This window comes from Arthrobacter sp. NtRootA1, assembly GCF_019976975.1.
Classification (GTDB): Bacteria; Actinomycetota; Actinomycetes; order Actinomycetales; family Micrococcaceae; genus Arthrobacter; species Arthrobacter aromaticivorans.
The window spans coordinates 1,335,267-1,355,805 of sequence record NZ_AP024630.1 but is presented as its reverse complement, the minus strand read 5'-3'; the positions used below and the strand labels follow the sequence as shown (position 1 = coordinate 1,355,805).

18 protein-coding genes are annotated in these 20,539 nt (G+C 62.7%); 10 read left to right on the top strand and 8 right to left on the bottom strand.

The genetic code is table 11. The features are described from left to right. Positions 1-18 precede the first annotated feature (18 nt). The 3 genes from ahcY to LDN90_RS06360 form a co-directional block, all read right to left on the bottom strand. Positions 19-1,497, bottom strand: a complete 1,479-nt coding sequence (gene ahcY / locus LDN90_RS06370; RefSeq protein WP_223948398.1) for an adenosylhomocysteinase — start codon at positions 1,495-1,497, stop codon at positions 19-21. A gap of 46 nt (positions 1,498-1,543) precedes the next feature. Then, positions 1,544-1,762, bottom strand: coding sequence for a Trm112 family protein (locus tag LDN90_RS06365; protein ID WP_216924947.1), 219 nt, complete (start codon positions 1,760-1,762; stop codon positions 1,544-1,546). 141 nt (positions 1,763-1,903) lie between these two features. Beyond that, positions 1,904-2,281 (bottom strand): DUF3499 domain-containing protein, encoded by a 378-nt coding sequence (locus LDN90_RS06360; RefSeq protein WP_216924946.1) that lies wholly within the window; start codon positions 2,279-2,281, stop codon positions 1,904-1,906. 141 nt (positions 2,282-2,422) lie between these two features. On the opposite strand from LDN90_RS06360, the gene LDN90_RS06355 reads away from it, so the two are divergent. Beyond that, a complete protein-coding gene (locus LDN90_RS06355) occupies positions 2,423-2,941 on the top strand; it encodes a metallopeptidase family protein (RefSeq protein WP_223948397.1) in 519 nt (172 codons plus the stop codon). 34 nt (positions 2,942-2,975) lie between these two features. Here LDN90_RS06355 and LDN90_RS06350 read toward each other — a convergent pair whose 3' ends face one another. From LDN90_RS06350 to LDN90_RS24180, 3 genes are read right to left on the bottom strand one after another with little or no spacing between them, the layout of a single operon-like run. Further along, positions 2,976-4,652, bottom strand: a complete 1,677-nt coding sequence (locus tag LDN90_RS06350) for a DUF5719 family protein (RefSeq protein ID WP_223948396.1) — start codon at positions 4,650-4,652, stop codon at positions 2,976-2,978. After that, positions 4,645-8,064 carry a glycosyltransferase gene (locus LDN90_RS06345; RefSeq protein WP_263426290.1) on the bottom strand — a complete coding sequence of 1,140 codons (3,420 nt, stop codon included), beginning with the start codon at positions 8,062-8,064 and terminating at the stop codon, positions 4,645-4,647. The genes LDN90_RS06350 and LDN90_RS06345 overlap by 8 nt, the downstream gene beginning before the upstream one ends. Continuing rightward, positions 8,064-8,609 (bottom strand): WhiB family transcriptional regulator, encoded by a 546-nt coding sequence (locus tag LDN90_RS24180; protein ID WP_216924942.1) that lies wholly within the window; start codon positions 8,607-8,609, stop codon positions 8,064-8,066. Before LDN90_RS24180 ends, LDN90_RS06345 begins: the two co-directional genes overlap by 1 nt. Before the next feature lie 365 nt (positions 8,610-8,974). Here LDN90_RS24180 and LDN90_RS06335 point away from each other — a divergent pair, with 365 nt between their 5' ends. Next, the gene (locus LDN90_RS06335) at positions 8,975-9,670 is read left to right on the top strand and encodes a TIGR03089 family protein (protein ID WP_223948394.1); all 696 of its coding nucleotides are present in this window, start codon (positions 8,975-8,977) and stop codon (positions 9,668-9,670) included. Between the two features lie 2 nt (positions 9,671-9,672). On the opposite strand, the gene LDN90_RS06330 is transcribed toward LDN90_RS06335, so the two are convergent. After that, entirely contained in the window at positions 9,673-10,239 is a 567-nt protein-coding gene (locus LDN90_RS06330; RefSeq protein ID WP_223948393.1) for a GtrA family protein, read from the bottom strand. A gap of 272 nt (positions 10,240-10,511) precedes the next feature. On the opposite strand from LDN90_RS06330, the gene LDN90_RS06325 reads away from it, so the two are divergent. The 5 genes from LDN90_RS06325 to LDN90_RS06305 are packed head-to-tail and all read left to right on the top strand — an operon-like array spanning position 10,512 to position 16,122. Beyond that, positions 10,512-11,651 carry a 5-(carboxyamino)imidazole ribonucleotide synthase gene (locus tag LDN90_RS06325; protein WP_263426289.1) on the top strand — a complete coding sequence of 380 codons (1,140 nt, stop codon included), beginning with the start codon at positions 10,512-10,514 and terminating at the stop codon, positions 11,649-11,651. Continuing rightward, positions 11,648-12,211: a 5-(carboxyamino)imidazole ribonucleotide mutase gene (gene purE, locus LDN90_RS06320; RefSeq protein ID WP_223948391.1), complete on the top strand. Its 564-nt coding sequence runs from the start codon at positions 11,648-11,650 to the stop codon at positions 12,209-12,211. The genes LDN90_RS06325 and purE overlap by 4 nt, the downstream gene beginning before the upstream one ends. Positions 12,212-12,222: 11 nt before the next feature. Then, positions 12,223-13,881 carry an LCP family protein gene (locus tag LDN90_RS06315; protein ID WP_223948390.1) on the top strand — a complete coding sequence of 553 codons (1,659 nt, stop codon included), beginning with the start codon at positions 12,223-12,225 and terminating at the stop codon, positions 13,879-13,881. Positions 13,882-13,933: 52 nt separating this feature from the next. After that, positions 13,934-15,184, top strand: a complete 1,251-nt coding sequence (gene manA / locus LDN90_RS06310) for a mannose-6-phosphate isomerase, class I (protein WP_223948389.1) — start codon at positions 13,934-13,936, stop codon at positions 15,182-15,184. Between the two features lie 2 nt (positions 15,185-15,186). Further along, positions 15,187-16,122 carry a peptidoglycan bridge formation glycyltransferase FemA/FemB family protein gene (locus LDN90_RS06305; RefSeq protein ID WP_223948388.1) on the top strand — a complete coding sequence of 312 codons (936 nt, stop codon included), beginning with the start codon at positions 15,187-15,189 and terminating at the stop codon, positions 16,120-16,122. Positions 16,123-16,280: 158 nt separating this feature from the next. Here the strand turns inward: LDN90_RS06305 and glpX are convergent, their stop codons facing one another. Beyond that, positions 16,281-17,303 (bottom strand): class II fructose-bisphosphatase, encoded by a 1,023-nt coding sequence (glpX, locus tag LDN90_RS06300; protein ID WP_223948387.1) that lies wholly within the window; start codon positions 17,301-17,303, stop codon positions 16,281-16,283. 200 nt (positions 17,304-17,503) lie between these two features. Between glpX and LDN90_RS06295 the strand changes: the two genes are divergently transcribed. From LDN90_RS06295 to LDN90_RS06285, 3 genes are all read left to right on the top strand, one after another. After that, positions 17,504-18,187: a DUF4245 domain-containing protein gene (locus LDN90_RS06295; protein WP_223948386.1), complete on the top strand. Its 684-nt coding sequence runs from the start codon at positions 17,504-17,506 to the stop codon at positions 18,185-18,187. Positions 18,188-18,260: 73 nt separating this feature from the next. Then, positions 18,261-18,875: a carbonic anhydrase gene (locus LDN90_RS06290; protein ID WP_223948385.1), complete on the top strand. Its 615-nt coding sequence runs from the start codon at positions 18,261-18,263 to the stop codon at positions 18,873-18,875. 87 nt (positions 18,876-18,962) lie between these two features. Next, a complete protein-coding gene (locus tag LDN90_RS06285; protein WP_223948384.1) occupies positions 18,963-20,390 on the top strand; it encodes a class II fumarate hydratase in 1,428 nt (475 codons plus the stop codon). The last annotated feature ends 149 nt before the right edge of the window (positions 20,391-20,539 follow it).

The following is a 20,539-nucleotide window of genomic DNA, read 5'->3' as shown; positions in this document are numbered from 1 at the left end:
TTGGTTTAGCGGCGGTGCTTAGTAACGGTAGTGCTCGGGCTTGTAAGGGCCCGCAACGTCCAGGTCCAGGTAGTCCGCCTGATCCTTGCTCAGTTCCGTCAACTCCACGCCAAGCGCATCCAGGTGCAGGCGTGCCACCTTTTCGTCCAGGATCTTGGGCAGGACGTAAACCTGCTTCTGGTATTCGCGTTCGCCGGCCGGCTGGTCCTTCTTGGTCCAGAGTTCAATCTGCGCGATCGTCTGGTTTGTGAACGAGTTGCTCATCACGAAGGACGGGTGGCCCGTTGCGTTGCCCAGGTTCAGGAGCCTGCCCTCAGACAGAACGATGATTGACCGCTCGGAGTCGGAGCCGGCGTCGAAGACCCACTCGTGAACCTGCGGTTTGATTTCCACCTTTTTGACGCCGGGAACCTTGGCAAGCCCTGCGATGTCGATCTCGTTATCGAAGTGGCCGATGTTGCCCACGATCGCCTTGTTCTTCATGCCCAGCATGTGCTCGGCCATGATGACGTCCTTGTTGCCGGTGGTGGTGATGAAGATGTCACCCTGGGCAAGGACAGATTCCAGCTTGGCCACTTGGTAGCCGTCCATGGCGGCTTGCAGGGCACAAATGGGGTCGATCTCGGTAACTACAACGCGCGAACCCTGGCCCCGCAGCGCTTCTGCCGCGCCCTTGCCGACGTCGCCATAGCCACAAACCACGGCAACCTTGCCGCCCATGAGGACGTCCGTTGCACGGTTGATGCCGTCCGGCAGCGAGTGGCGGATGCCGTATTTGTTGTCGAACTTGCTCTTGGTCACGGAGTCGTTGACGTTGATGGCCGGGAAGAGGAGCTTGCCCTGCTCGGCGAGCTGGTAAAGGCGGTGGACACCCGTGGTGGTCTCTTCGGTGACACCCTGGATGCGGGCGGCGATGCGCGTCCACTTCTGCGGGTCCTCGGCAAGGGTCCGACGAAGGAGGTCCAGAATGAGGACATACTCTTCAGGATCTTCCTCGGTGGCTGCGGGAACGGCACCTGCAGCTTCGAAATCGACGCCCTTGTGCAGCAGCAGCGTGGCATCGCCGCCGTCGTCCAGAATCATGTTCGGCCCCAGCTCCGGGTTGGCGTCCGCTCCCGGCCAGGTAAGGATCTGCTCGGCGGTCCACCAGTATTCCTCGAGCGTTTCGCCCTTCCAGGCGAAGACGGGAACGCCTTGCGGATCTTCCGGGGTGCCTTTACCGACGACGACTGCGGCTGCGGCCTCGTCCTGGGTGGAGAAAATGTTGCACGAGGCCCAACGAACCTCGGCGCCCAAGGCTGTGAGGGTTTCAATGAGGACGGCTGTCTGGACCGTCATGTGCAGCGAACCGGCGATGCGGGCGCCCTTAAGCGGTTGCGAGGGGCCAAACTCGGCACGAAGTGACATGAGGCCCGGCATTTCGTGCTCAGCGAGACGGATCTGGTGGCGGCCTGCCTCGGCAAGGGAAATGTCAGCCACTTTGTAGTCGAAAGTCATGGAAGTCCTTTAGGTGTACCGTGCGGATTGCAGTTCTGGAAGTACGTCAGGCTTTGGGGTGGTGCTGGCCCGAGCTTGCGGCGCTGGAGGCAGCAAGCAGTTCCGGGGGCAGAAGCAGGGGAATGCCGTCCTCGATCGCGTAACGGACCTTTTCACCGTTCTCGGCGGCAGCCGTTGAAACAAGCTCCTCACCCTCCTGGACCAGCGGTGAGCCCGTCACGGGGCAGCGCAGGATGGACAACAGTTCAGGACTGACCTTTGGCATGAATGATGCTCCCTGGATGGCGCGGGTTTGGCGCCGCTGGCGGATTTATCTGCAGATTCCAGCCTACAGCGCAGGAGCATCCCGCAAGGAGCCGCGGACGATTTGAGTCCCCGGGGCCGCACGTCGCAGGGCCAGGACGGACTAGGACGGTTCGCGCAGAATCCGCAGGTGGCCGCGGCGCGTACCTTCAACCACTACCGGCGGCTCCACATGCGGCCGACTGGTACGGGGTGGGGTGTCCGTTGCCGCTGAAGCAGCTTCCCGCACCGCGTTGGCAAGTGCCAGCAGGTCATCCGGGCCAGGCTCCGGAGGTGTTGTTGGCATAGCCAGCCGCAGGACTTCCCAGCCCCGCGGAACCGTGAGGGATTCTGCATGCTGGGCGCAAAGATCGTACGCATGGGGTTCGGCGTACGTGGCCAGCGGTCCGAGCACCGCCGTGGACTCGGCATACACGTACGTCAAAGTAGCCACCGCGGATTGGCGGCAGGCGGACCTTGAACACTGACGAATAGCACCCACAACATCCCAGATTAGCGCCCTTTGGCCCCTACCCTGTGCATTGGCTGGCCGTGGCCGCCCGGAAGCTGCAGTCTGCGCCGGTCACGGCGCGCTGTTCGCCATGATGTCGCGTTGGCGGTTCCTCGGGACTAAAGTCGATATATGCAGTCACAGCCACATGTTCCTGGCTTCACAATCCGGTGGACTGACGCCGAAGGCGATCAGGCAAAGGAACACACCGGCTCGGATGTCCGTGGTTTCCGGCGGCGCCGGAGAAACCGTCACGGCAGAGGACTGCGCGGGGAACTCATGCTCCCCAGTCTTCCCGGCTTCCGGACCCGTGCCGAGCGCTTCGACGACATGGTGCTGGACTCAGCTGAACGCCTCCAGGATATGTGGGGCAAGCAGTTGGATGGCGTGCTCTTCGCCGTCGACGAAATCCCGCCGAACCTGGAGCAATTGGTGGCCGAAGGTACGGCAGCCCCCATGGGCTCCTACACTCCGGGCAACCGCGGTGAAGCACCCATGATCGCTGTATACCGCCGTGTGGTCGAACAGACTGCCGGAACACGGGAAGAGCTCCAGGACTTGGTCCACGACATCGTGGTGGAGTACACCGCAGAAATGCTCGGAGTACCACCGGAGACGCTGGATCCCGTGTACCGGCGTCGTTACCAGTAGACGCGCGGCCCAAAACCCTAGTAGCCCGTAGCGCCTAGTAGCCCACAGTCACGGGAACTTTTTCGAGCCCGGCAGCAGCATCCTGGATGCCCAGCACCGAGACGTCGGCGCGATCCTGCCTACCCAGGATAAGTGCCCCATACGCAGGGTCCCCTGATGCTGAAACCACGTATCCGGCGACCACTGCCTGCCCGGATTTAGCTGGAAGCTCGATCAGCGATGTTGTGCCGCCGGACATGTCCACATCCACGGACTTGCCCACCTTGCCATCGGCTGTCACCGGTGCGTAGCTAACAGTTGCGCGTCCTTCAGGAACACCGAAGCTGAAGAAACTCTGCCCGTCACGGGGCACTGCCACCACATGCTGGCTGCCCAGGCGGGCCGAGGACGGCGACCAAGCGAAATCCGTTGGCTCCTCCGCTTTAGCCCCCCGCGCGATCCGGGTTGAAGCCACGAACGCGACGTCAGAACTCGCGCTCACGGTGTAGCTGCCGGCCGGAACGCCGTCGAGGTCCAACGTAGCTACCGTGCCGCCCTTGACAGTTACTACTCCCCCGTTGGGGAGTTGGCGCTCACCGTTGGCGCCGTACAGCCGGACTTGAACCACGGCGTCCGTGGACCCAGGTACGGCTATTTGAAGCGCGGGAACGGCATCGGTAAAGCCCGCTTTACTGCCCAGCGCCTTGATCGCCGCTGCATCCTGGATGTCGACGCCGGCCATCACCTGGAGGTTGGAAGGCCCGGAACCTGAAGACAGGAACTCCACTCCACCCGGCACAAGTCCGCGCAGCACGCTCTGCTGGATGGTCCCGGCAACGGGTCCACCCGAGCTGCGTACGTGCACTGCCAGTTGGGATTCGCCGGGGGCAAGGCCGGCAAGATTTACCGAGCGTGTTGTCCCTGGCGCCACCAGGAGACCCCGTGCGCCTGGCGCTTGGATCTGTCCCTGGGCGCCGAAGAGGTCCAGGTTGACGGTAGCGGGCGTCTCCGATGCATTGCTGAGGTTCAGGACCGCGGTCCGGCCAAGCGCAGTGTCCGAACCCAGCAGCCAAGCGTCGTTTCCGGGTTTCTGGCACGGAGCCGCTGCCAGGCCACGGAGATCACCGTCCTTGGCTGAGTAGCTCAGATTCGCGGCCACGGATGCTTGTTCGTTTCCGATGGGGTCAGCGCCCACCACGGTAGGTGCGGTCACCGGGCTGATAGATGCAGCCGCTGCCGCCAGGACGGGTGGACCGGAACTGGGCGATGGTGTACTCGTGGGGGTCTTGGCAATTTCCGCAACTGTGTCCCCTGCCAGCGACGTCACCTTACTACCCGGAATGGTGCCTGCGGGATTGCTCAGGACCAGTGCGTTGAGCGCGCTGGTGGCCGTGGTGGAAACCGGGCTGAATTCAGCATCGGTGTCCACCTCTGTTCCCGTGACAAGGCGCGCTGGTTCCGGGCAGACGCCCAGGGAGCGCCCCGCCGGGACATCGGCTTGCCGGATATCCACGGCAGAGCCGCCAGACGGCGCTGGAACCATCGAGGTGGCCGCGACTGCTCCGCCTCCAGCGGCAAGGATCACCGCTGCGGACAAGACCCCTGTGATGATCCCCTTGTTGGAGCTGCGGGCGCTCTTGCTGGAACGAGCATCCTTGGCGGAGTTGCGTGCATCCTTCGCGGAACCGCGCTTCCCGTTATCGTCCACCTGCTTCTTTGGATCCTCAGACACTGCTGTACTCCTTACGGAGGGAGACTTCGTCCCTCGACATGCCGGTTCGCGAGCGGCGGGCGGGCATCGGAACGGCCAGAAGCACTGTCAGTCCGAACACCACGGCCTGGAGGATCCCAAACCAAAAACCCCAAGGGTTGGTGTACCGGATTTCGAGGTGGCCTCCATTGGCCGGAAGTTCGAAAGCCTGGGCCCATCCGGACGTGGTCGATTTCAGCTGGCGCCCATCCATCCAAGCACTCCAGCCGGGATCGGACCGTTCGGCCAGGACCACCCGGCGGCCCTCATCACCCGCCGGCACTGCTGCGTCCACGGACACCTCTTCTGAGGGCAGAGTGCCGATGGCCTCACCTTGGGCGTTGAGAATGCGAACCCTATGGGCCGTGTCTGCAGCAGTGGCGGCAGCGGAATTCCGCGGGGTTACGCGCCACAACCATCCGGCGTCGGTTTGTCCAACAGCAACGAGGCCTGGAACGGCGTCGATCCTGCTGGCGGTCAGCTGGGCTGCGTCATCAGCGGCCTTGAGCACCACAAAACCGGCACCGAGTTGTTCCAAATCGTTGCGAGGGTCTACCCCTGTGCTGGCCACAATGGTGGCCACTGCCCTGCGGAGGGATGCGGTAGCGGCGTCGTCGGTGGCAATCTCTTCCCTGCCGGGTGCGCCAATAATGGTCCTGGCCGACGCGATCGTGGACAAGCTGTCCAGCGTAGTCCCGTCACCACGCATCAGGGAGGACGTAAAGGCGCCCTGCTCGCCGCTGGTGATAACCAACGTTCGCGTACGTTCGGGTCCTTGGCCACGGTCGACGGCGGTTGCCGGCAAGGTGCCGTTGTCCACCGGCCGAACCTGGCGGGCAGAGCCCAAGGATGGCTTGTTACCCGTATCTGACGGAAGGGCGTTAGCGGTATCGGCAGCGACTGGGGCCTCCGACAGGGGCTGCAGGACGTTTTGTCCCGCCCACGCCGCCATCCCGGCCAAAGGTCCACCGACGAGGAGAGCAAGTGCCACGCCTGAAGCTATGCGCCGCAGGGGCGACTTCCAACGGACGGTATCAGGCGTCCTGGTGGGAACGGCGAAGATTTTATCGGCACCGAGCAACGCCGCAGCCAGCAGGAGGATGCCCGCCGCTGAAACGGCCGGTCCAGTGAAGGGACCAACAATCACATTGTTGTTGACACCGGTGGCCACATGGCCCATCAGCCAACTGCTGCCCAAGGTAGCCAGCGCGGCCAACCAAAAGACGCGGGCAAGGGCGGTGCGCTTACCGGGAAGGAACAGCGCCGCTACAGCCAGGAGAAGTACGGGGACGCTGACCAGCAGAGCAAGCACCAGAGCCCAAGGCACAGCGCCAGGCCCGAACATCCCAAGACCTGTGAGGCCGCCGTCGATGTCGAAGGCCAGGGGCTGGCCCAGGAACTGCTGCCACAGTGGTGCAGCGTCGAAACTGAGCGGCAGGCCGGGGTCGCCAAGCAACGAACGGGGGCGGTCAAGAACCGAAATGCCGTAGGGAATGAACAGCGCGGCGCTGGGCAAGAGGGACCACCACATTGTCTTTCCGCGCGTTCCGAGCACCACGGCTACCAGAACCACGACCACCGTGATTGGTCCCAAGAGCGACGGCGCCGAAGCAGTGATTGCAGCCATGGCCAAGCCAGCAGCCGCCGCGGCGGTCCAGGACGGCGTGCCGTTTATACCCGGTTTTCCGAGCACCGGTGCCGGGCGACGCGTGAAGGGTGCCCGTACGGAATGGGCCCGCCCTATCGCCGAACCCGACGCGCGTATCAGCGCCAGCATCAGCAATGGCATCAGGACGTGGGCCACCAAGGCTCCCGGCCTGCCCTGGTTTATGGCTACCAGCAGTGCGGGTGCCCCGGACCAGGCCAGAGCCGCAACAATCCGGAACCGGCGCCGGGTAGTCAAAGCCCCGGCAGCGAACCAGGCACCGATCGCAGAGAGTGGCATCGCCAGGATCAGCAACCACACGGTTGCCGAGTTGCCATCGCCGCCGCCAAACAAGGAAAGAAGCCACAATACGTAAGCGAATGGATCGGCGTGCCCGGGCAGTCCCGCGCCGAGGGAAATCCACCACGAGGAGGCGTTGGCCCAGATATCGGAAGGTGACTCGGACAGCGGGAGGAGCCCCCCTCCGGCCACAATTCCCGTGCGAAGGAGGCCGAAAAGCCCAACGAATGAAACGGCAAACGCGATGAGGGCAGCAACGACTGCACCGGTGCCAACCCACCCGCGTTCGTTGGTGGCCAGGGCGGCGAAATCGTCAGAGGCATCGCCGCTGGGTTCGGGGGCGAGAAGATCCGAGGCCACCGTAGTTTCCTCGCTGGGGCGGATCGCCTCCAGCAGGGAACGCCTGTTGGCACGGACCTCGCGCGACGTCGCTTGGAGGCCCCGGACCACCGAGCGGTGTACACGGCGGGTCCTCGCTGCAATCCGGCGGCCCCTTGCGATAGCGAGGGGCCGCACCAAGCCGGCAATAGTGGCCGTGAACTGGGAGAATCCGTAGCCCGGTTCCTTGACCAGAATGCTCAGCACCAGACGGACAACTGCGCCCAAGAGCGCCCCCACGGCCTGGAACGGCAGGTTCCACCACGGCGTGTGTTTGAGGCGCATGTGAATTTGTGCTTTGCGTGCCGCGGAGGACGTACCCAGGCCATGCGGGCGGTGCTCCACGTGGAACATGCGCGCGCTAGGCACCACCACTACACGGTTTCCGGCAAGCCAGTTGCGCCAGCAGAAATCGACGTCGTCGCCGCTGCCGGGCAAGGCAGGGTCAAAACCCTGCAACTGGTCCCAGACGTCCCTGCGGATCAACATGCCGCCAGAGTTCACGGCAAAAGTGTCGGAGCGGGCATCGTATTGCCCTTGATCTACTTCATCGGCGTCGATCAGCGTGAGCCGTTCAGCCCAACGGCTGGTGGACAGGCCAACATCCACCACGTGACGGTCGTCGTCCCATCCGAGCTGTTTGCAGCCGGCAACTGTTACCGAAGTGGTCCGTTCCACTGCGTGGAGAAGCTCGGCCAAGGCGTCGGGTGCTGGAGCGGCGTCGTCATGAAGGAGCCAGATCCATTGGACTGCACCGGCTTGGACAGCACCGGCCGCTTCTGCGTTTTTGGCCACGTCCTCATGCTGGGCAGCACCTGCGGGAGCAAGCTCGTCCAAGCCCGCCTGGACAGCGGCACCAAAACCAGACTTGGGCTGGACGAATTTGGTGACATTTGCTTGCCCCAAGGCCGCACGGAGCAAGTCGAGGGAGTTGTCCGTGGATCCTGTATCAATGCCAATGGCGGCATCTGCCGAACGAGTCTGGTCCGACAGTGCCGCCAAGGTCCTGGGGAGATAGCTCCCGCCGTCGTGGGCAACCACGACGGCGGTAACGTGTACTTCCTTAAGAATTAGACTGCCCGCTTCCTTAGCCGGCGACGTTCGCGCTCAGAGAGCCCGCCCCAGATGCCGAATCGTTCGTCGTTTGCGAGGGCGTACTCAAGGCACTGCGAACGCACATTGCACGCTCCGCAGACCTTCTTCGCATCCCTCGTTGATCCGCCCTTCTCCGGAAAGAATGCTTCCGGATCCGTCTGGGCGCACAGGGCGTCAGTCTGCCAACCGAGTTCGCCCTCGTCATCGAAGTCACCTTGGCTCGGCAGTCCGATCCACACCGGCTGTCCTGGGATTTCCTGAGGACGACGCAACTCCATGGGAGGGTCGTCCAGGTCTTCGTCCGGCCCGGCAGGCAGGTCCCCGATCAACGCTTCGTGCGCAGCGAGGAGGGCAGTTGCTTGATCCTCCAACGACTGCTGCACGTTCTGGTTGTATCGGTCTGCCGCTTCCGGATCCGCTGGGTCCACGTACCAGTCCCCTGGCACTTCCCGCGAACGGTATTTCACCGACGCATGTTCTGCGACGACTGCATCTTCCTGGATACGCAACGCTTGCCCCATGGCGTCCCTCCTGATTTTGCAGCTGCTGCTTGGATGTATTTCCGATTCCCGGCGGTGTTCCGGAAATCTGTGCAGCGGCGTTGATTACTAATTACACGCGTGTAACTACCCACCAGTCAAGCCGCGCCGAGATAATAATCAAGAATCTGTAGAAACGTGGGATGCGCCACGCCCAACGTTTTCCGCCGTGGCGCAGCTGGCTAGGGCCAAAACGAAAGCCCCTCATCACTTTGCATGAACAAATCCTGACATTCCGCGGAATTCCAATGACGAGCCCCGGATGTCCAACGACTGGACTTAACGGAGGTGTGTTGCATTTCACATTCCCCTGCGGCCCGACGCCCCCACCGTGGCAGGATTGATCCATGAGCATCCCGGCAGCGAACCTGATGACCACCCTGCGATCCGGCCATTCCACGTCCCCGAGACTGACCTGGTACGGCCCTGATTCCGAGCGCGTGGAGCTCTCCGGGAGGGTCTTGGACAACTGGGTCGCCAAAACGAGCAACCTGCTGCAGGACGAACTGGACGCCGAGCCGGGCAAGGCTATCAGGCTGGACCTCCCGGCACACTGGAAATCCTTTGTGTGGGCACTGGCCTCCTGGCAGTTGGGCATGGAGGTGGTCCTCGATGGCACCGCCGCGGACCTGCTGGTAACAGATACTCCCGACGACGGCGCCGGAGCCGGCTTTGAGGCGGTCGTCGCCGTACCGCTCGCGGCACTTGCGATGCGCTGGCCCGGCGAGTTGCCAGCCGGCGTCGTGGATTATGCTGCGGAAGTCCGGTCCCACGGCGACGTCTTCATGGCCCACAACGAACCGGAAGCCGGCCTTCCGGCCGTCCGCGGCAGCGCGGGCCACACCCATGACAGCCTTCTGGACGGATTCGCTGCACCCCAGGAACCCGGCGTCCGGCTATTGGTTCGGGCGGCCGACGGCTTGGAGCCGGGCCTGGCAGCGGCATTGGGCGCGTGGAAAGAAGATGGCTCAGTGGTGCTGGTGCATCCGGACCTGGAAGTGACCGGGCACCTGCTTGAGAATGAGCGCGTCAGCCGATCCTGAGATCAGTTCTTGATGGAGGGCAATTCGCCGGTTGCGGGTCCCGCGCTGGCCGCCTCCGCAGCTGACTTCTCCTTGTGATGGAGCTCCAGGATCTCGTGGTCGTGGGAGTAAGCCGGCTCGGCATCCAACTCTTCGTTGAAGACCCAAAAGCGGTATGCGAAGAACCGGAAAATGGTGCCCAGGACGAGTCCGACGACGCTTCCTGCGATAAACAGCGACGGCTTGTCATTCAAGTCCAGCACGTACTTGGCGAACCACACACAACCGGAGGCAATCAGCAGCCCGACGAAGTTCATGACGGCGAACAGAACGGCTTCACGGACCACGTTCGCCTGTTTGCGGTGGCGGAAGGTCCAGAAGCGGTTGGCTACCCAGGAGAACACGCTTGCAACGATCGTCGCAATGGCCTTCGCCCAGACTTCGCTTCCGTGCATCGGACCCGAAAACAGCCAGATGTAAACTGCCGAGTCAATGACAAAAGCAACACCGCCTACGGCGCCGAACTTTGCTACCTCGCGCCAAAAAAGCGAGGCAAGTCCGCGGATGCGATCTGCAAGTGTGGTGATCATGACCCTCCATGGCCGTTGAAAAGTGGGCCGATGGGCCACATCCATTTTAGCGCCCATTTCCAACCGTTCCCTTTGAGTCCCCTGTGAGAAGGCCGATACAAGGGCCTGCGCCCCTGCGAAACCGGAACAACCCATGGCTGAACCAACGGAAGAACAACATCTACTTGGTGACGTTACAGCGGCTGAATCAGTGTTCCGGCCGCTGGTTCGGTAGGCTGAACCTTGTGACTTTTCCAGTAATTGGTGTTGTTGGCGGCGGCCAGCTCGCACGCATGATGGCCCCGCCTGCTACCGCTTTAGGCTTCGAACTACGCGTTTTGGCTGAGGGCGAGGACGTTTCGGCTGTCCCCGCCGTGGCCAACGCCCCCGTTGGCGACTACAAGGACCTGGACGCTCTCCTTGAGTTCTCCAAGGGCGTGGACGTCCTGACATTCGATCACGAACACGTTCCCACGGAACATCTGCGTGCCCTGATCGACGCCGGCGTGAATGTGCAGCCCGGGCCCGATGCCCTGGTGAATGCGCAGGACAAGCTCGTGATGCGCGCGGCTATTGATCGCCTTGGGCTGCCCAACCCGGAGTGGGCCGCCGTTGACTCGGTAGAAGAGCTGGTGGCATTCGGCGACAAAATCGGCTGGCCCGTAGTGCTGAAGACGCCGCGTGGCGGCTACGACGGCAAGGGCGTCCGCATTGTTGACTCCGCCGATGATGCCGCTGGTACTGCGGATTGGTTCCACGCCATGAGTCCCCTGCTTGCAGAAGCAAAGGTGGACTTCAGCCGCGAACTCTCGGCCCTTGTAGCCCGAACGCCCAGTGGCGAATCGCGTGCATGGCCCGTAGTTCACACCATTCAGGTTGACGGCGTGTGCGATGAAGTTATCGCCCCCGCCCAGAACATTCCACTCGAAGTTGCCGCGGCTGCCGAGGGGGCTGCACTACGGATCGCCAACGAACTCGGCGTTACCGGCGTCATGGCTGCTGAGCTCTTTGAGACCCCGGGCGTTGGCGCCGGCTTCCTCATCAACGAACTCGCAATGCGCCCCCACAACACGGGGCATTGGACGCAGGATGGATCGATCACCAGCCAGTTCGAACAGCATCTGCGTGCGGTGCTGGACTTGCCGCTGGGCGCCACGGATGCTGTAGCGCCGGTATTTGTCATGAAGAATTTCTTGGGTGGAGACAACCAAAACCTCTTCGAAGCGTTCCCCATGGCGTTGGCTTATGAACCGGCGGCGAAGGTGCACTGCTACGGCAAGTCCGTGCGTCCCGGGCGGAAGATCGGGCATGTCAACCTGGCTGGCACGTCCACCTCGGAGGTAGATTCCGTCCGCCAACGCGCCACGGCAGTAGCCAACATCATCCGTGACGGCCGGATGCCCGCACAGACCACCCCCGAGGAGACCGAATGACAGCAGCATCAACAGCCCCGATTGTAGGTCTCGTCATGGGCTCCGACTCGGACTGGCCCGTCATGGAGGCCGCCGCGGACGCCCTGGCCGAGTTCGGCATCCCCTTTGAGGCGGACGTCGTCTCGGCCCACCGCATGCCCACCGAGATGATCCGCTATGGCCAGACTGCGCACGAGCGCGGCCTGCGCGTCATCATCGCCGGCGCAGGGGGCGCGGCACACCTTCCTGGAATGTTGGCTTCGGTCACTCCCCTGCCCGTGATCGGCGTCCCCGTTCCATTGAAGACATTGGACGGTATGGACTCGCTGTTGTCCATCGTTCAAATGCCTGCCGGAGTTCCGGTTGCTACTGTCTCCATCGCAGGGGCCCGCAACGCAGGACTCCTGGCTGTACGGATGCTCGCCTCCGGCACAGACGATCTCGCCAACCGCCTTCGCGAAGACCTGCTCAAATTCGCCCAGGAGTTGAACGACGTCGCCACCAAGAAGGGCGAAAACCTGCGCCACAAGGTGGAAGAGGTATTTTCCCCTGCCAATGCTTCCGCCCGGAGCAGCCGCTAGGAAGGCAGCGGATGACCACCATGCACAAGAATCCGAATCAGTCCGGCGCCGCCCTGACTGATCCAGTCCGCTATCCAGCCGGGGCCAGCGCTCCGGTGCGGACCAAACGCGCCTTCGTGCTGGTCCTCCTCACGCTCTTCATCCCCGGCAGCGCCCAGATCGTGGCAGGTGACCGCAAGCTGGGCCGCGTTGCCCTGCGCATCACCCTCACTGTGTGGGCGCTGGCCTTGCTGACGCTGTTGATTGCGTTGGTGAACCGGAGCATGCTGCTCAGCATCGTCACCCATCCGGTGGGATCGCTGTTCATTATCGTTGTCCTCATTGCTCTTGCTTTGGGCTGGGCCTACCTGTTCCTGAACACCCTGCGGATCATCCGGCCCAACCTGCTGGCACCCGGGATGCGGCCTATCATTGCCGTGGTCCTTGCCATGACAACAGTCCTGGCCAGCGGCTCCTTGGGCTACCTTGCATATGTTCTGAACGTCAGCCGCAACGCGATCGGCAGCATCTTCAACGCCGGCCCTGCCATCGATCCCGTGGATGGTCGCTATAACTTCCTGATGATGGGAGGCGACGCCGGTGATGACCGGACGGGCAGGCGTCCGGACAGCCTTTCGGTCATCAGTGTCGACGCCAAAACCGGTGAAAGTGCCATCATTTCCGTACCCAGGAACCTGCAGAACGCCCAGTTCAGCGAGGGCTCCCCTATGCGGAAGATCTACCCCGACGGCTATAACTGCGGCGATGAATGCCTCATCAACGCCGTCAACACCGAGGTCACCAACAACCACAAGGACCTGTATCCGGGGGTTGCCGATCCTGGCGCGCAGGCCACCCTTGAAGCCGTGTCCGGGACCTTGGGCATCACGGTGCAGGCTTATGTGCTGGTGGATATGGACGGGTTTGCCAAGCTCATCGACGCCATGGGCGGCATCCGCATCAAGGCTGGCGGCTGGGTACCCATCAGTGGTCCCGTCACGGACGAGGCCCACGGGATCCACGGCATGCCCGATGGCTGGATCCCCGCTGGCGACCAGCACTTGGATGGCTTCCACGCCCTTTGGTATGGCCGTTCCCGTGAATTCGTTGACGACTACGCCCGTATTGCACGCCAGCAATGCGTACAGCAGGCCATGCTCAAGCAGTTGGACCCCGGCACGCTGCTGACGAAGTTCGAGGACATCGCCAACGCAGGCACCAAGGTGGTGGAATCCAACATCTCCTCCGCGCAGCTCGGAAGCTTTGTGGACCTTGCCTTGAAGTCCAAGAGCCAACCGGTCAAGCGCCTCACTATCGGTCCACCCGATTTCGATGCCTCGTTCTCCACGGTGCCGGACTTCGATCTGATTCACTCCAAGGTCAAGGAACTGTTGACGTCCCAGGACAGCCCCAAGGCGCAGGACAGCCCCAAGGCCGATGATTCCATGGTGTCCAACGACGCCAACGCGGGCTCTCATGTCGTTGCCGCGGGCCCTGTCCAGGGCAGCTTCCCGGCCGGGATACCAGCGGGGCAGCAGCCGTCGCCGTCGTCCTCTGATTTCACGCCGGTGACCACCACGCCGGACGGTACGCCCATCACGGAAGAACTGCTCAACGGCCTCAAGGCCCAGGGAGATGAGCAAGGCATCCGGGATCTCGTGGCAACCAATGGGCAATGCGCCCCGCTGTAACGCCAGCAGCACCACCACCTCACGTTCAGCGCGACGATAAGGACTTTCCTTCGTGTATCAGATTGAGAATGTTTTGCGACCCTACGCGTGGGGTTCGACGACGGCGATTGCCGGCTTGCTGGGGCGGCCGGCGTCAGGTGGTCCGGAGGCAGAGATGTGGATCGGCGCTCACCCTGATTCCCCGTCCACAGCCATTCATCCGAATGGGGTCACACAACCCCTCGATGCCCTGATCGCCTCGAATCCTACCCACTTTTTGGGAGCCGAAAGCCTGGCCGAATTCGGGCCCCGGCTTCCGTTCCTCACCAAGATTCTGGCCGCGGAGCAGCCACTTTCCTTGCAAGTTCACCCGAGCTTGGAGCAAGCTCGCGAAGGCTTCGCCCGAGAGAATGCCGCAGGGATCTCCGCGGATTCCCCCGAACGCAACTATCGGGACGATAACCACAAACCGGAGATGATTTTTGCGCTCACTCCGTTCCGGGCGTTGTGTGGGTTCCGATCCCCCGCAGCAGCCAAAAGTGTTTTTGAGCACCTTGCCTCAGTGTTGGATTCCGCTGCAGTGGAGGTCCCCGCAATTATCGGCGGCGTAATTTCCGACCTCAGCGTTCCCAACGAATCCGAAGCCCTCAAAGCCGCCTTTACCCGCCTGATTGAGGGCGGCAGCGACGTCTCGGATGCCATTCACGAGGTAGAAGCTGTCCTGCGTGCAGGCGCACCGCAAGAGCCCCACGAAGATGCGCTGGCCGCAATGGTGGGAATCAATGAGGTATTCCCCGGCGATCCTGGTGTGCTCATTTCCTTGCTCCTCAACCACCTTTCCTTGCAGCCAGGCGAGGCAGTGTACCTGCCGGCAGGCAACGTCCATGCCTACCTTCACGGCTTAGGCGTGGAAGTCATGGCTTCCTCGGACAATGTGCTGCGCGGCGGACTCACCCCCAAGCATGTGGATGTCCCCGAACTCGTCAAGACCATCCGTTTTGAATCAATAGGCGTGCCCCGCGTTGAAGCCACCGGCACGGAGTTCGGCCAGGAACTGTACCGCCCGCCTTTCAAGGAGTTCCAACTCCAGCGGATCGAACTCGGCCCGGGTGCCGAACCGGTGCCGCTGGCACAGTCCGGTCCCGCCGTCGTCGTGGTTGTTGCCGGTTCCGTGGTGCTCGACTCGCCCAAGAGCGACCTCCCGCTGCAGCGCGGCGGCGCTGCGTTCATCCCTGAGGTGGAGAACCCGGTAAATGTTCATCCCGTGCAAGGCGCCACCGATACAAGTATTGCCTTCGCAGTGACCACAGGGCTGGGTAAGTGAGCGTGGACTTCTTTCTGCAGTCGCCCGCTTGGGCTGCCGTCCAGCGCTCGCTCGGCCGCAGGGTCCATGAGCAGTCAGGTCCCGGATGGAGCTTCCTCGCGATAGAGGAAAAGAACCCGGCGGGCAAAGTCATCTACGCCCCCTATGGCCCCGTGGCAAAGTCCGTGGATGCCTTCGACGCCGCGACGACGGCCTTGGTGGAATTGGCGAAGAAGGAACGTGCTGTCTTCGTGCGCATGGAACCTGTATCAGCAGGCTTCACAGCGTCCGAGGCCGATGCACTCCTCCGTGCCCGTGGCCTCCAGCCAGCGCCCGTGAACCTGCAGCCGGAGTTGAGCTGGATCGTGGACCTTGAGGGCGATTTCAAGGATGTTCTTGGCGGAATGAAGCCGACCAACCGGAACCTCTATCGCAACATCCACAAGAAGGGCGTGACGTTCCGGGCATCCCAGGATCCCGCGGACATCAAAATTCTCCTGCATTTCCTGCACCTGACGGCAGCACGCAACGGCTTCAAGCCACAAAGCGACGACTACCTCACCCAGGTGGCTGAGTGTTTGCTACCGTCCGGCGCCGGAACGCTGTTCATAGCTGAGCTCGAGGGCGAGCCGATCGCCGCCGCTTTCACCTACGATTCCTCGGACACTCGCACTTATGCCCATGCCGCACTGGATGACACGCACCGCAAGCTCAGCGCTGGTATTCCGCTCCTGGTCAACCTCATGGCAGATGCCAAGGAGAAGGGCCTGAAGCACGTGGACCTCTGGGGCGTGGCCCCTGAAGACCAACCGGACCACAAATGGGCAGGCTTCACATCCTTCAAGAAGTCCTTCGGAGGCCGCGAAGTAGCCTACCCGGGAACATGGGACCTCCCAGTGAACAAACTCCGCTACGGCGCCTACCAACTGGCCAGAAAGCTCCGCGACAAGCTCCGCTGATCTTCACCAAGCGCGCACAAGCGGAACCGCGGCACAAACGCATCGGGGCAGCGAAAAAGCGCCCTATCGCGTCAGCGGCATCAAATCGACGAGGTACGAGGAGATAGCCGCAGAGCGATGGGGCGCTTTTTCGCGCTTAGCGCGCGTCAGTGCGGAGGTTACGGCTTGCGCGCGTAGGTCTCCCACTTGGATGCGTGGTGCTCAGCATCAACGAAGCGCACCGTTCCGGACTTCGAGCGCATGACGATGGACTGCGTCAGCACGCGGTCCTTCTGGTAGCGAACGCCGCGGAGGAGGTCGCCGTCGGTGATGCCGGTGGCTGCGAAGTAGCAGTTGTCCGAGGTGACGAGGTCGTTCGTGGAGAGAACGCGGTCGAGGTCGTGTCCGGCGTCGATTGCTTTCTGCTTCTCATCGTCCGACGTAGGCCACAGGCGGCCTTGGATAACACCGCCGAGGGACTTGATGGCGCAGGCGGCAACGATGCCTTCGGGGGTTCCGCCGATGCCCATCAGTGCGTCCACGCCGGTTCCGGAGCGGGCTGCGGCGATGGCACCTGCGACGTCGCCGTCCATGATGAACTTGGTGCGTGCACCGGCTTCGCGGATTTCTTCCACCAGGGGGCGGTGCCGGTCGCGGTCCAGGATCATGACGTTGAGCTGGTTGACCTTTACGCCCTTGGCCTTGGCGATCAGGTGCAGGTTCTGCTTCACGGGCAGGCGCAGGTCCACCATGTCGGCAGCTTCGGGGCCTGTGACCAGCTTTTCCATGTAGAAGACCGCGGACGGATCGAACATGGAGCTGCGTTCTGCCACCGCCAGGACGGCGAGGGCGTTGTTGATGCCGAGGGCGGTCAGGCGGGTTCCGTCGATGGGGTCCACGGCGACGTCGCACTCGGGACCGGTGCCGTCACCAACCTGCTCGCCATTGAACAACATGGGGGCTTCGTCTTTTTCACCTTCACCGATGACCACGACGCCATTGAAGTGGACGGTGTGAAGGAACGAACGCATGGCGTCGACGGCGGCGCCGTCTGCCTTGTTCTTGTCGCCGAAACCTACCCAGTGGCCACCGGCAATTGCCGCGGCCTCGGTGACACGGACGAGTTCCAGCGCCAGGTTGCGGTCGGGTTCGTCGGTGCCGACGGCGAGCGACGGCGAAATCGTGGAATACTGCTGGGTCATTGGTGCAGGAGACACTTGAACCTCTTCTTCGAGTGACGATTCACGGGACCGGACACGGTTGCACGAGGCAACCTGGGGTCCCTCTATGAACGATCATAGTCGCCGCATGCGTTTGGAGTCGCTGGATGACCACGGCCGGCAATTCCCGCGGTGAGGTTCCCGGTTGTGTGTTCACAGCCGGGATGAGGGACTATGGAGGTGTGAGTGAAACGCAGGACAAGCCCGCTGCCGGCAACCAGCCCAAGGCTGCAGAGGCAAACCCCAACGGCGCCCCGGACGCCATGGATGCCCCTTATAAACCCGTCATTCCGGCAAAAGCGGCCAAGCGCGCCAATGCCTCGGTCATTGGCATGATCATTGCCCTGGTGCTGTGTGTCCTCGCATTCCTTCCCATTGTCTTGATGAACCCTGCACCGAAGGGCGAGGGCTTTCGGCCCCCCGTTGACGTTGCTTCCATAGCCCGCAACGCTGCCGATGTGGCGGGATTCACACCCGTCACGCCGGAAACCGGCGACACATTCAAGCCGAACTACGCCCGTTGGGAATCGGGCACCGGCACGGGCGTGCCCACCTGGGAGGTTGGCTACCTGACTCCCAAGGAAGCCTTCATCGGCCTTACCCAGACCACCAAGGCGAATCCCACGTGGGTGCTGCAGCAGACTGGCAACATGCCAGTAACCGGCACCCGCAACGCCGGTGGCCAGGATTGGGAGCTCCACGATTCCGGCAAGGACAAGCGCAGCATGGTGCTCAACTACCGCGGAACCACGATCATCCTGAACGGCACGGCGAACCTTGAAGAGTTCGCCACGCTCGGCGCCGCCGTGGTGAAGTCCGCGGACCAAGCCGCTGCGGCTTCCGAATCTGCAGCGCCGTCCTCATAAGCACACCAGCGCAATAAGCACACGCAGCGCAACAGTTTTACGGCCCGCCACCTCCGGGCCGTAAAGTAATCAGGTGCCTACATATCTGACTCCCGCCCTTGCCTGGCGCCGCCTCCAAGAGGGCAACGAACGTTTTGTTGCCGGCGAATCGCTGCACCCGAACCAGGACGCGTCCCGACGCTCATCACTCATCGAGAACCAGAACCCCTTCGCTGTCATCTTTGGCTGCTCCGATTCCCGCCTCGCGGCCGAGATTATCTTCGATCTCGGGTTGGGCGACGCCTTTGTGGTGCGCACCGCAGGCCAGGTGATCGACGACGCCGTCCTCGGTTCCCTTGAATACAGCATTGCTGAGCTTCGTGTTCCACTGATCGTCATCCTTGGCCACGACAGCTGCGGAGCCGTCACGGCTACCAAGGCCGCCGTGCAAACCGGAGAGATGCCCGCTGGCTTCATCCGCGATCTCGTGGAACGCATCACCCCGTCCGTCCTGACTTCCCTGCGCAACGACCAGGAAGACGTCAACGACATGGTGGTGGAGCACGTCAAGCAAACCTCAGCGAGGCTGGCCGACAGCTCACGTGTGATTTCGGACGCCATCGACGACGGCCGCGTGGCTGTGGTGGGCCTGTCCTACAAGCTCGATGAAGGCCGTGCGGCCCTCGTTTCCGGGATCGGCAAGCTTTAGTGGACCGTGCTCCGGCCTCCGCGCCGGAGCACGTAGCACTCCCTCCCGGGTTTTCGATGCGACCCCCAATCGCCCTAAGCTAGCCCCATGACTTCCACCACTGAGTTCCGTATTGAACATGACACGATGGGCGAAGTTCGCGTCCCCGTGAACGCCCTGTACCGCGCCCAGACGCAGCGTGCTGTGGAGAACTTCCCTATCTCCGGCAAGACGCTTGAGCGCACTCACATCGAAGCCCTTGCACGCGTCAAGAAGGCCGCTGCACTGGCGAACGCCGAACTGGGGGTGCTCGATGGTGAGCTCGCCGAGGCAATCGCCGCAGCTGCCGATGAGGTAGCCACCGGCAAGTACGACGGCGACTTCCCGATTGACGTCTTCCAGACCGGCTCTGGCACTTCTTCCAACATGAACACCAACGAGGTCATCGCAGAGCTCGCTTCGCGTGCCCTCGCAGCTGCGGGCAGCGACAAGGTGGTCCACCCCAACGATCACGTGAACGCTTCGCAGTCCTCCAACGATGTGTTCCCGACGTCCGTCCACGTTGCCGCCACCTCTGCCCTGATCAATGACCTGATCCCGGCCCTGGAATACCTGGCAGCATCTTTGGACCGTAAGGCCGCGGAGTTCAAGGACGTCGTCAAGTCCGGCCGCACCCACCTCATGGACGCCACGCCGGTAATGCTCGGCCAGGAGTTCGGTGGCTACGCCGCCCAGGTCCGTTACGGTATCGAGCGCATCAACGCAGCACTCCCCCGCGTCGCCGAGGTCCCCCTTGGTGGCACCGCTGTTGGCACCGGCATCAACACTCCTGCCGGCTTCCCGGAGCGCGTCATCGAACTGCTCGCAGCCGACACCGGCCTGCCGCTGACAGAAGCTCGCGACCACTTCGAAGCACAGGCAAACCGCGACGGCCTCATCGAGGGCTCCAGCCAGTTGCGCAACATCGCGATCTCCTTCATGAAGATCAACAACGACCTCCGCTGGATGGGTTCCGGCCCCAACACGGGCCTCGGCGAAATCGCCATCCCGGACCTTCAGCCGGGCTCCTCGATCATGCCGGGCAAGGTCAACCCCGTTATCTGCGAAGCCTCCATCATGGTGTGCGCCCAGGTCATCGGCAACGACACCGCTATCGCATGGTCCGGCACCAACGGCGCCTTCGAATTGAACGTCGGCATCCCCGTCATGGCCGCCAACCTGCTCGAGTCCATCCGCCTGCTGGCCAACACCAGCCGCGTGATGGCCGACAAGATGATCGACGGCATCACCGCCAACGTCGAGCGCGCCCGCTTCCTGGCTGAGGCTTCCCCGTCCATCGTGACCCCGCTGAACAAGTTCATCGGTTACGAGAACGCCGCCAAGATCGCCAAGATCGCCGTCAAGGAGGGCCTGACTATCCGCCAGGCAACCGAGAAGCTCGGCTTCGTCGGCGAGGGCGAGGGCAAGGTTTCCGAGGCAGACCTGGACAAGGCACTGGATGTCACCACCATGACCTCCCCTGCCCACAAGGCTTGACTTCTGGCTTAACACCCAAAGCACGACGACGGCCGGCACCTTTCACACTAAAGGCGCCGGCCGTCGTCGTAAGCCGTCCTCGTACAGGGACTTTGCGTACAGGTCCGGCCCCCACGGTCGCCTGCTGTACACAAACCCAACTCTCTTTT

Excerpts from the sequence above, each read along its gene's own strand:
- ahcY (WP_223948398.1), bottom strand. The coding sequence starts at position 1,497 with ATGACTTTCGACTACAAAGTGGCTGACATTTCCCTTGCCGAGGCAGGC.
- LDN90_RS06365 (WP_216924947.1), bottom strand. The coding sequence starts at position 1,762 with ATGCCAAAGGTCAGTCCTGAACTGTTGTCCATCCTGCGCTGCCCCGTG.
- LDN90_RS06355 (WP_223948397.1), top strand. The coding sequence starts at position 2,423 with ATGCAGTCACAGCCACATGTTCCTGGCTTCACAATCCGGTGGACTGAC.
- LDN90_RS24180 (WP_216924942.1), bottom strand. The coding sequence starts at position 8,609 with ATGGGGCAAGCGTTGCGTATCCAGGAAGATGCAGTCGTCGCAGAACAT.
- LDN90_RS06335 (WP_223948394.1), top strand. The coding sequence starts at position 8,975 with ATGAGCATCCCGGCAGCGAACCTGATGACCACCCTGCGATCCGGCCAT.
- LDN90_RS06330 (WP_223948393.1), bottom strand. The coding sequence starts at position 10,239 with ATGATCACCACACTTGCAGATCGCATCCGCGGACTTGCCTCGCTTTTT.
- LDN90_RS06325 (WP_263426289.1), top strand. The coding sequence starts at position 10,512 with ATGATGGCCCCGCCTGCTACCGCTTTAGGCTTCGAACTACGCGTTTTG.
- purE (WP_223948391.1), top strand. The coding sequence starts at position 11,648 with ATGACAGCAGCATCAACAGCCCCGATTGTAGGTCTCGTCATGGGCTCC.
- LDN90_RS06315 (WP_223948390.1), top strand. The coding sequence starts at position 12,223 with ATGACCACCATGCACAAGAATCCGAATCAGTCCGGCGCCGCCCTGACT.
- glpX (WP_223948387.1), bottom strand. The coding sequence starts at position 17,303 with ATGACCCAGCAGTATTCCACGATTTCGCCGTCGCTCGCCGTCGGCACC.
- LDN90_RS06285 (WP_223948384.1), top strand. The coding sequence starts at position 18,963 with ATGACTTCCACCACTGAGTTCCGTATTGAACATGACACGATGGGCGAA.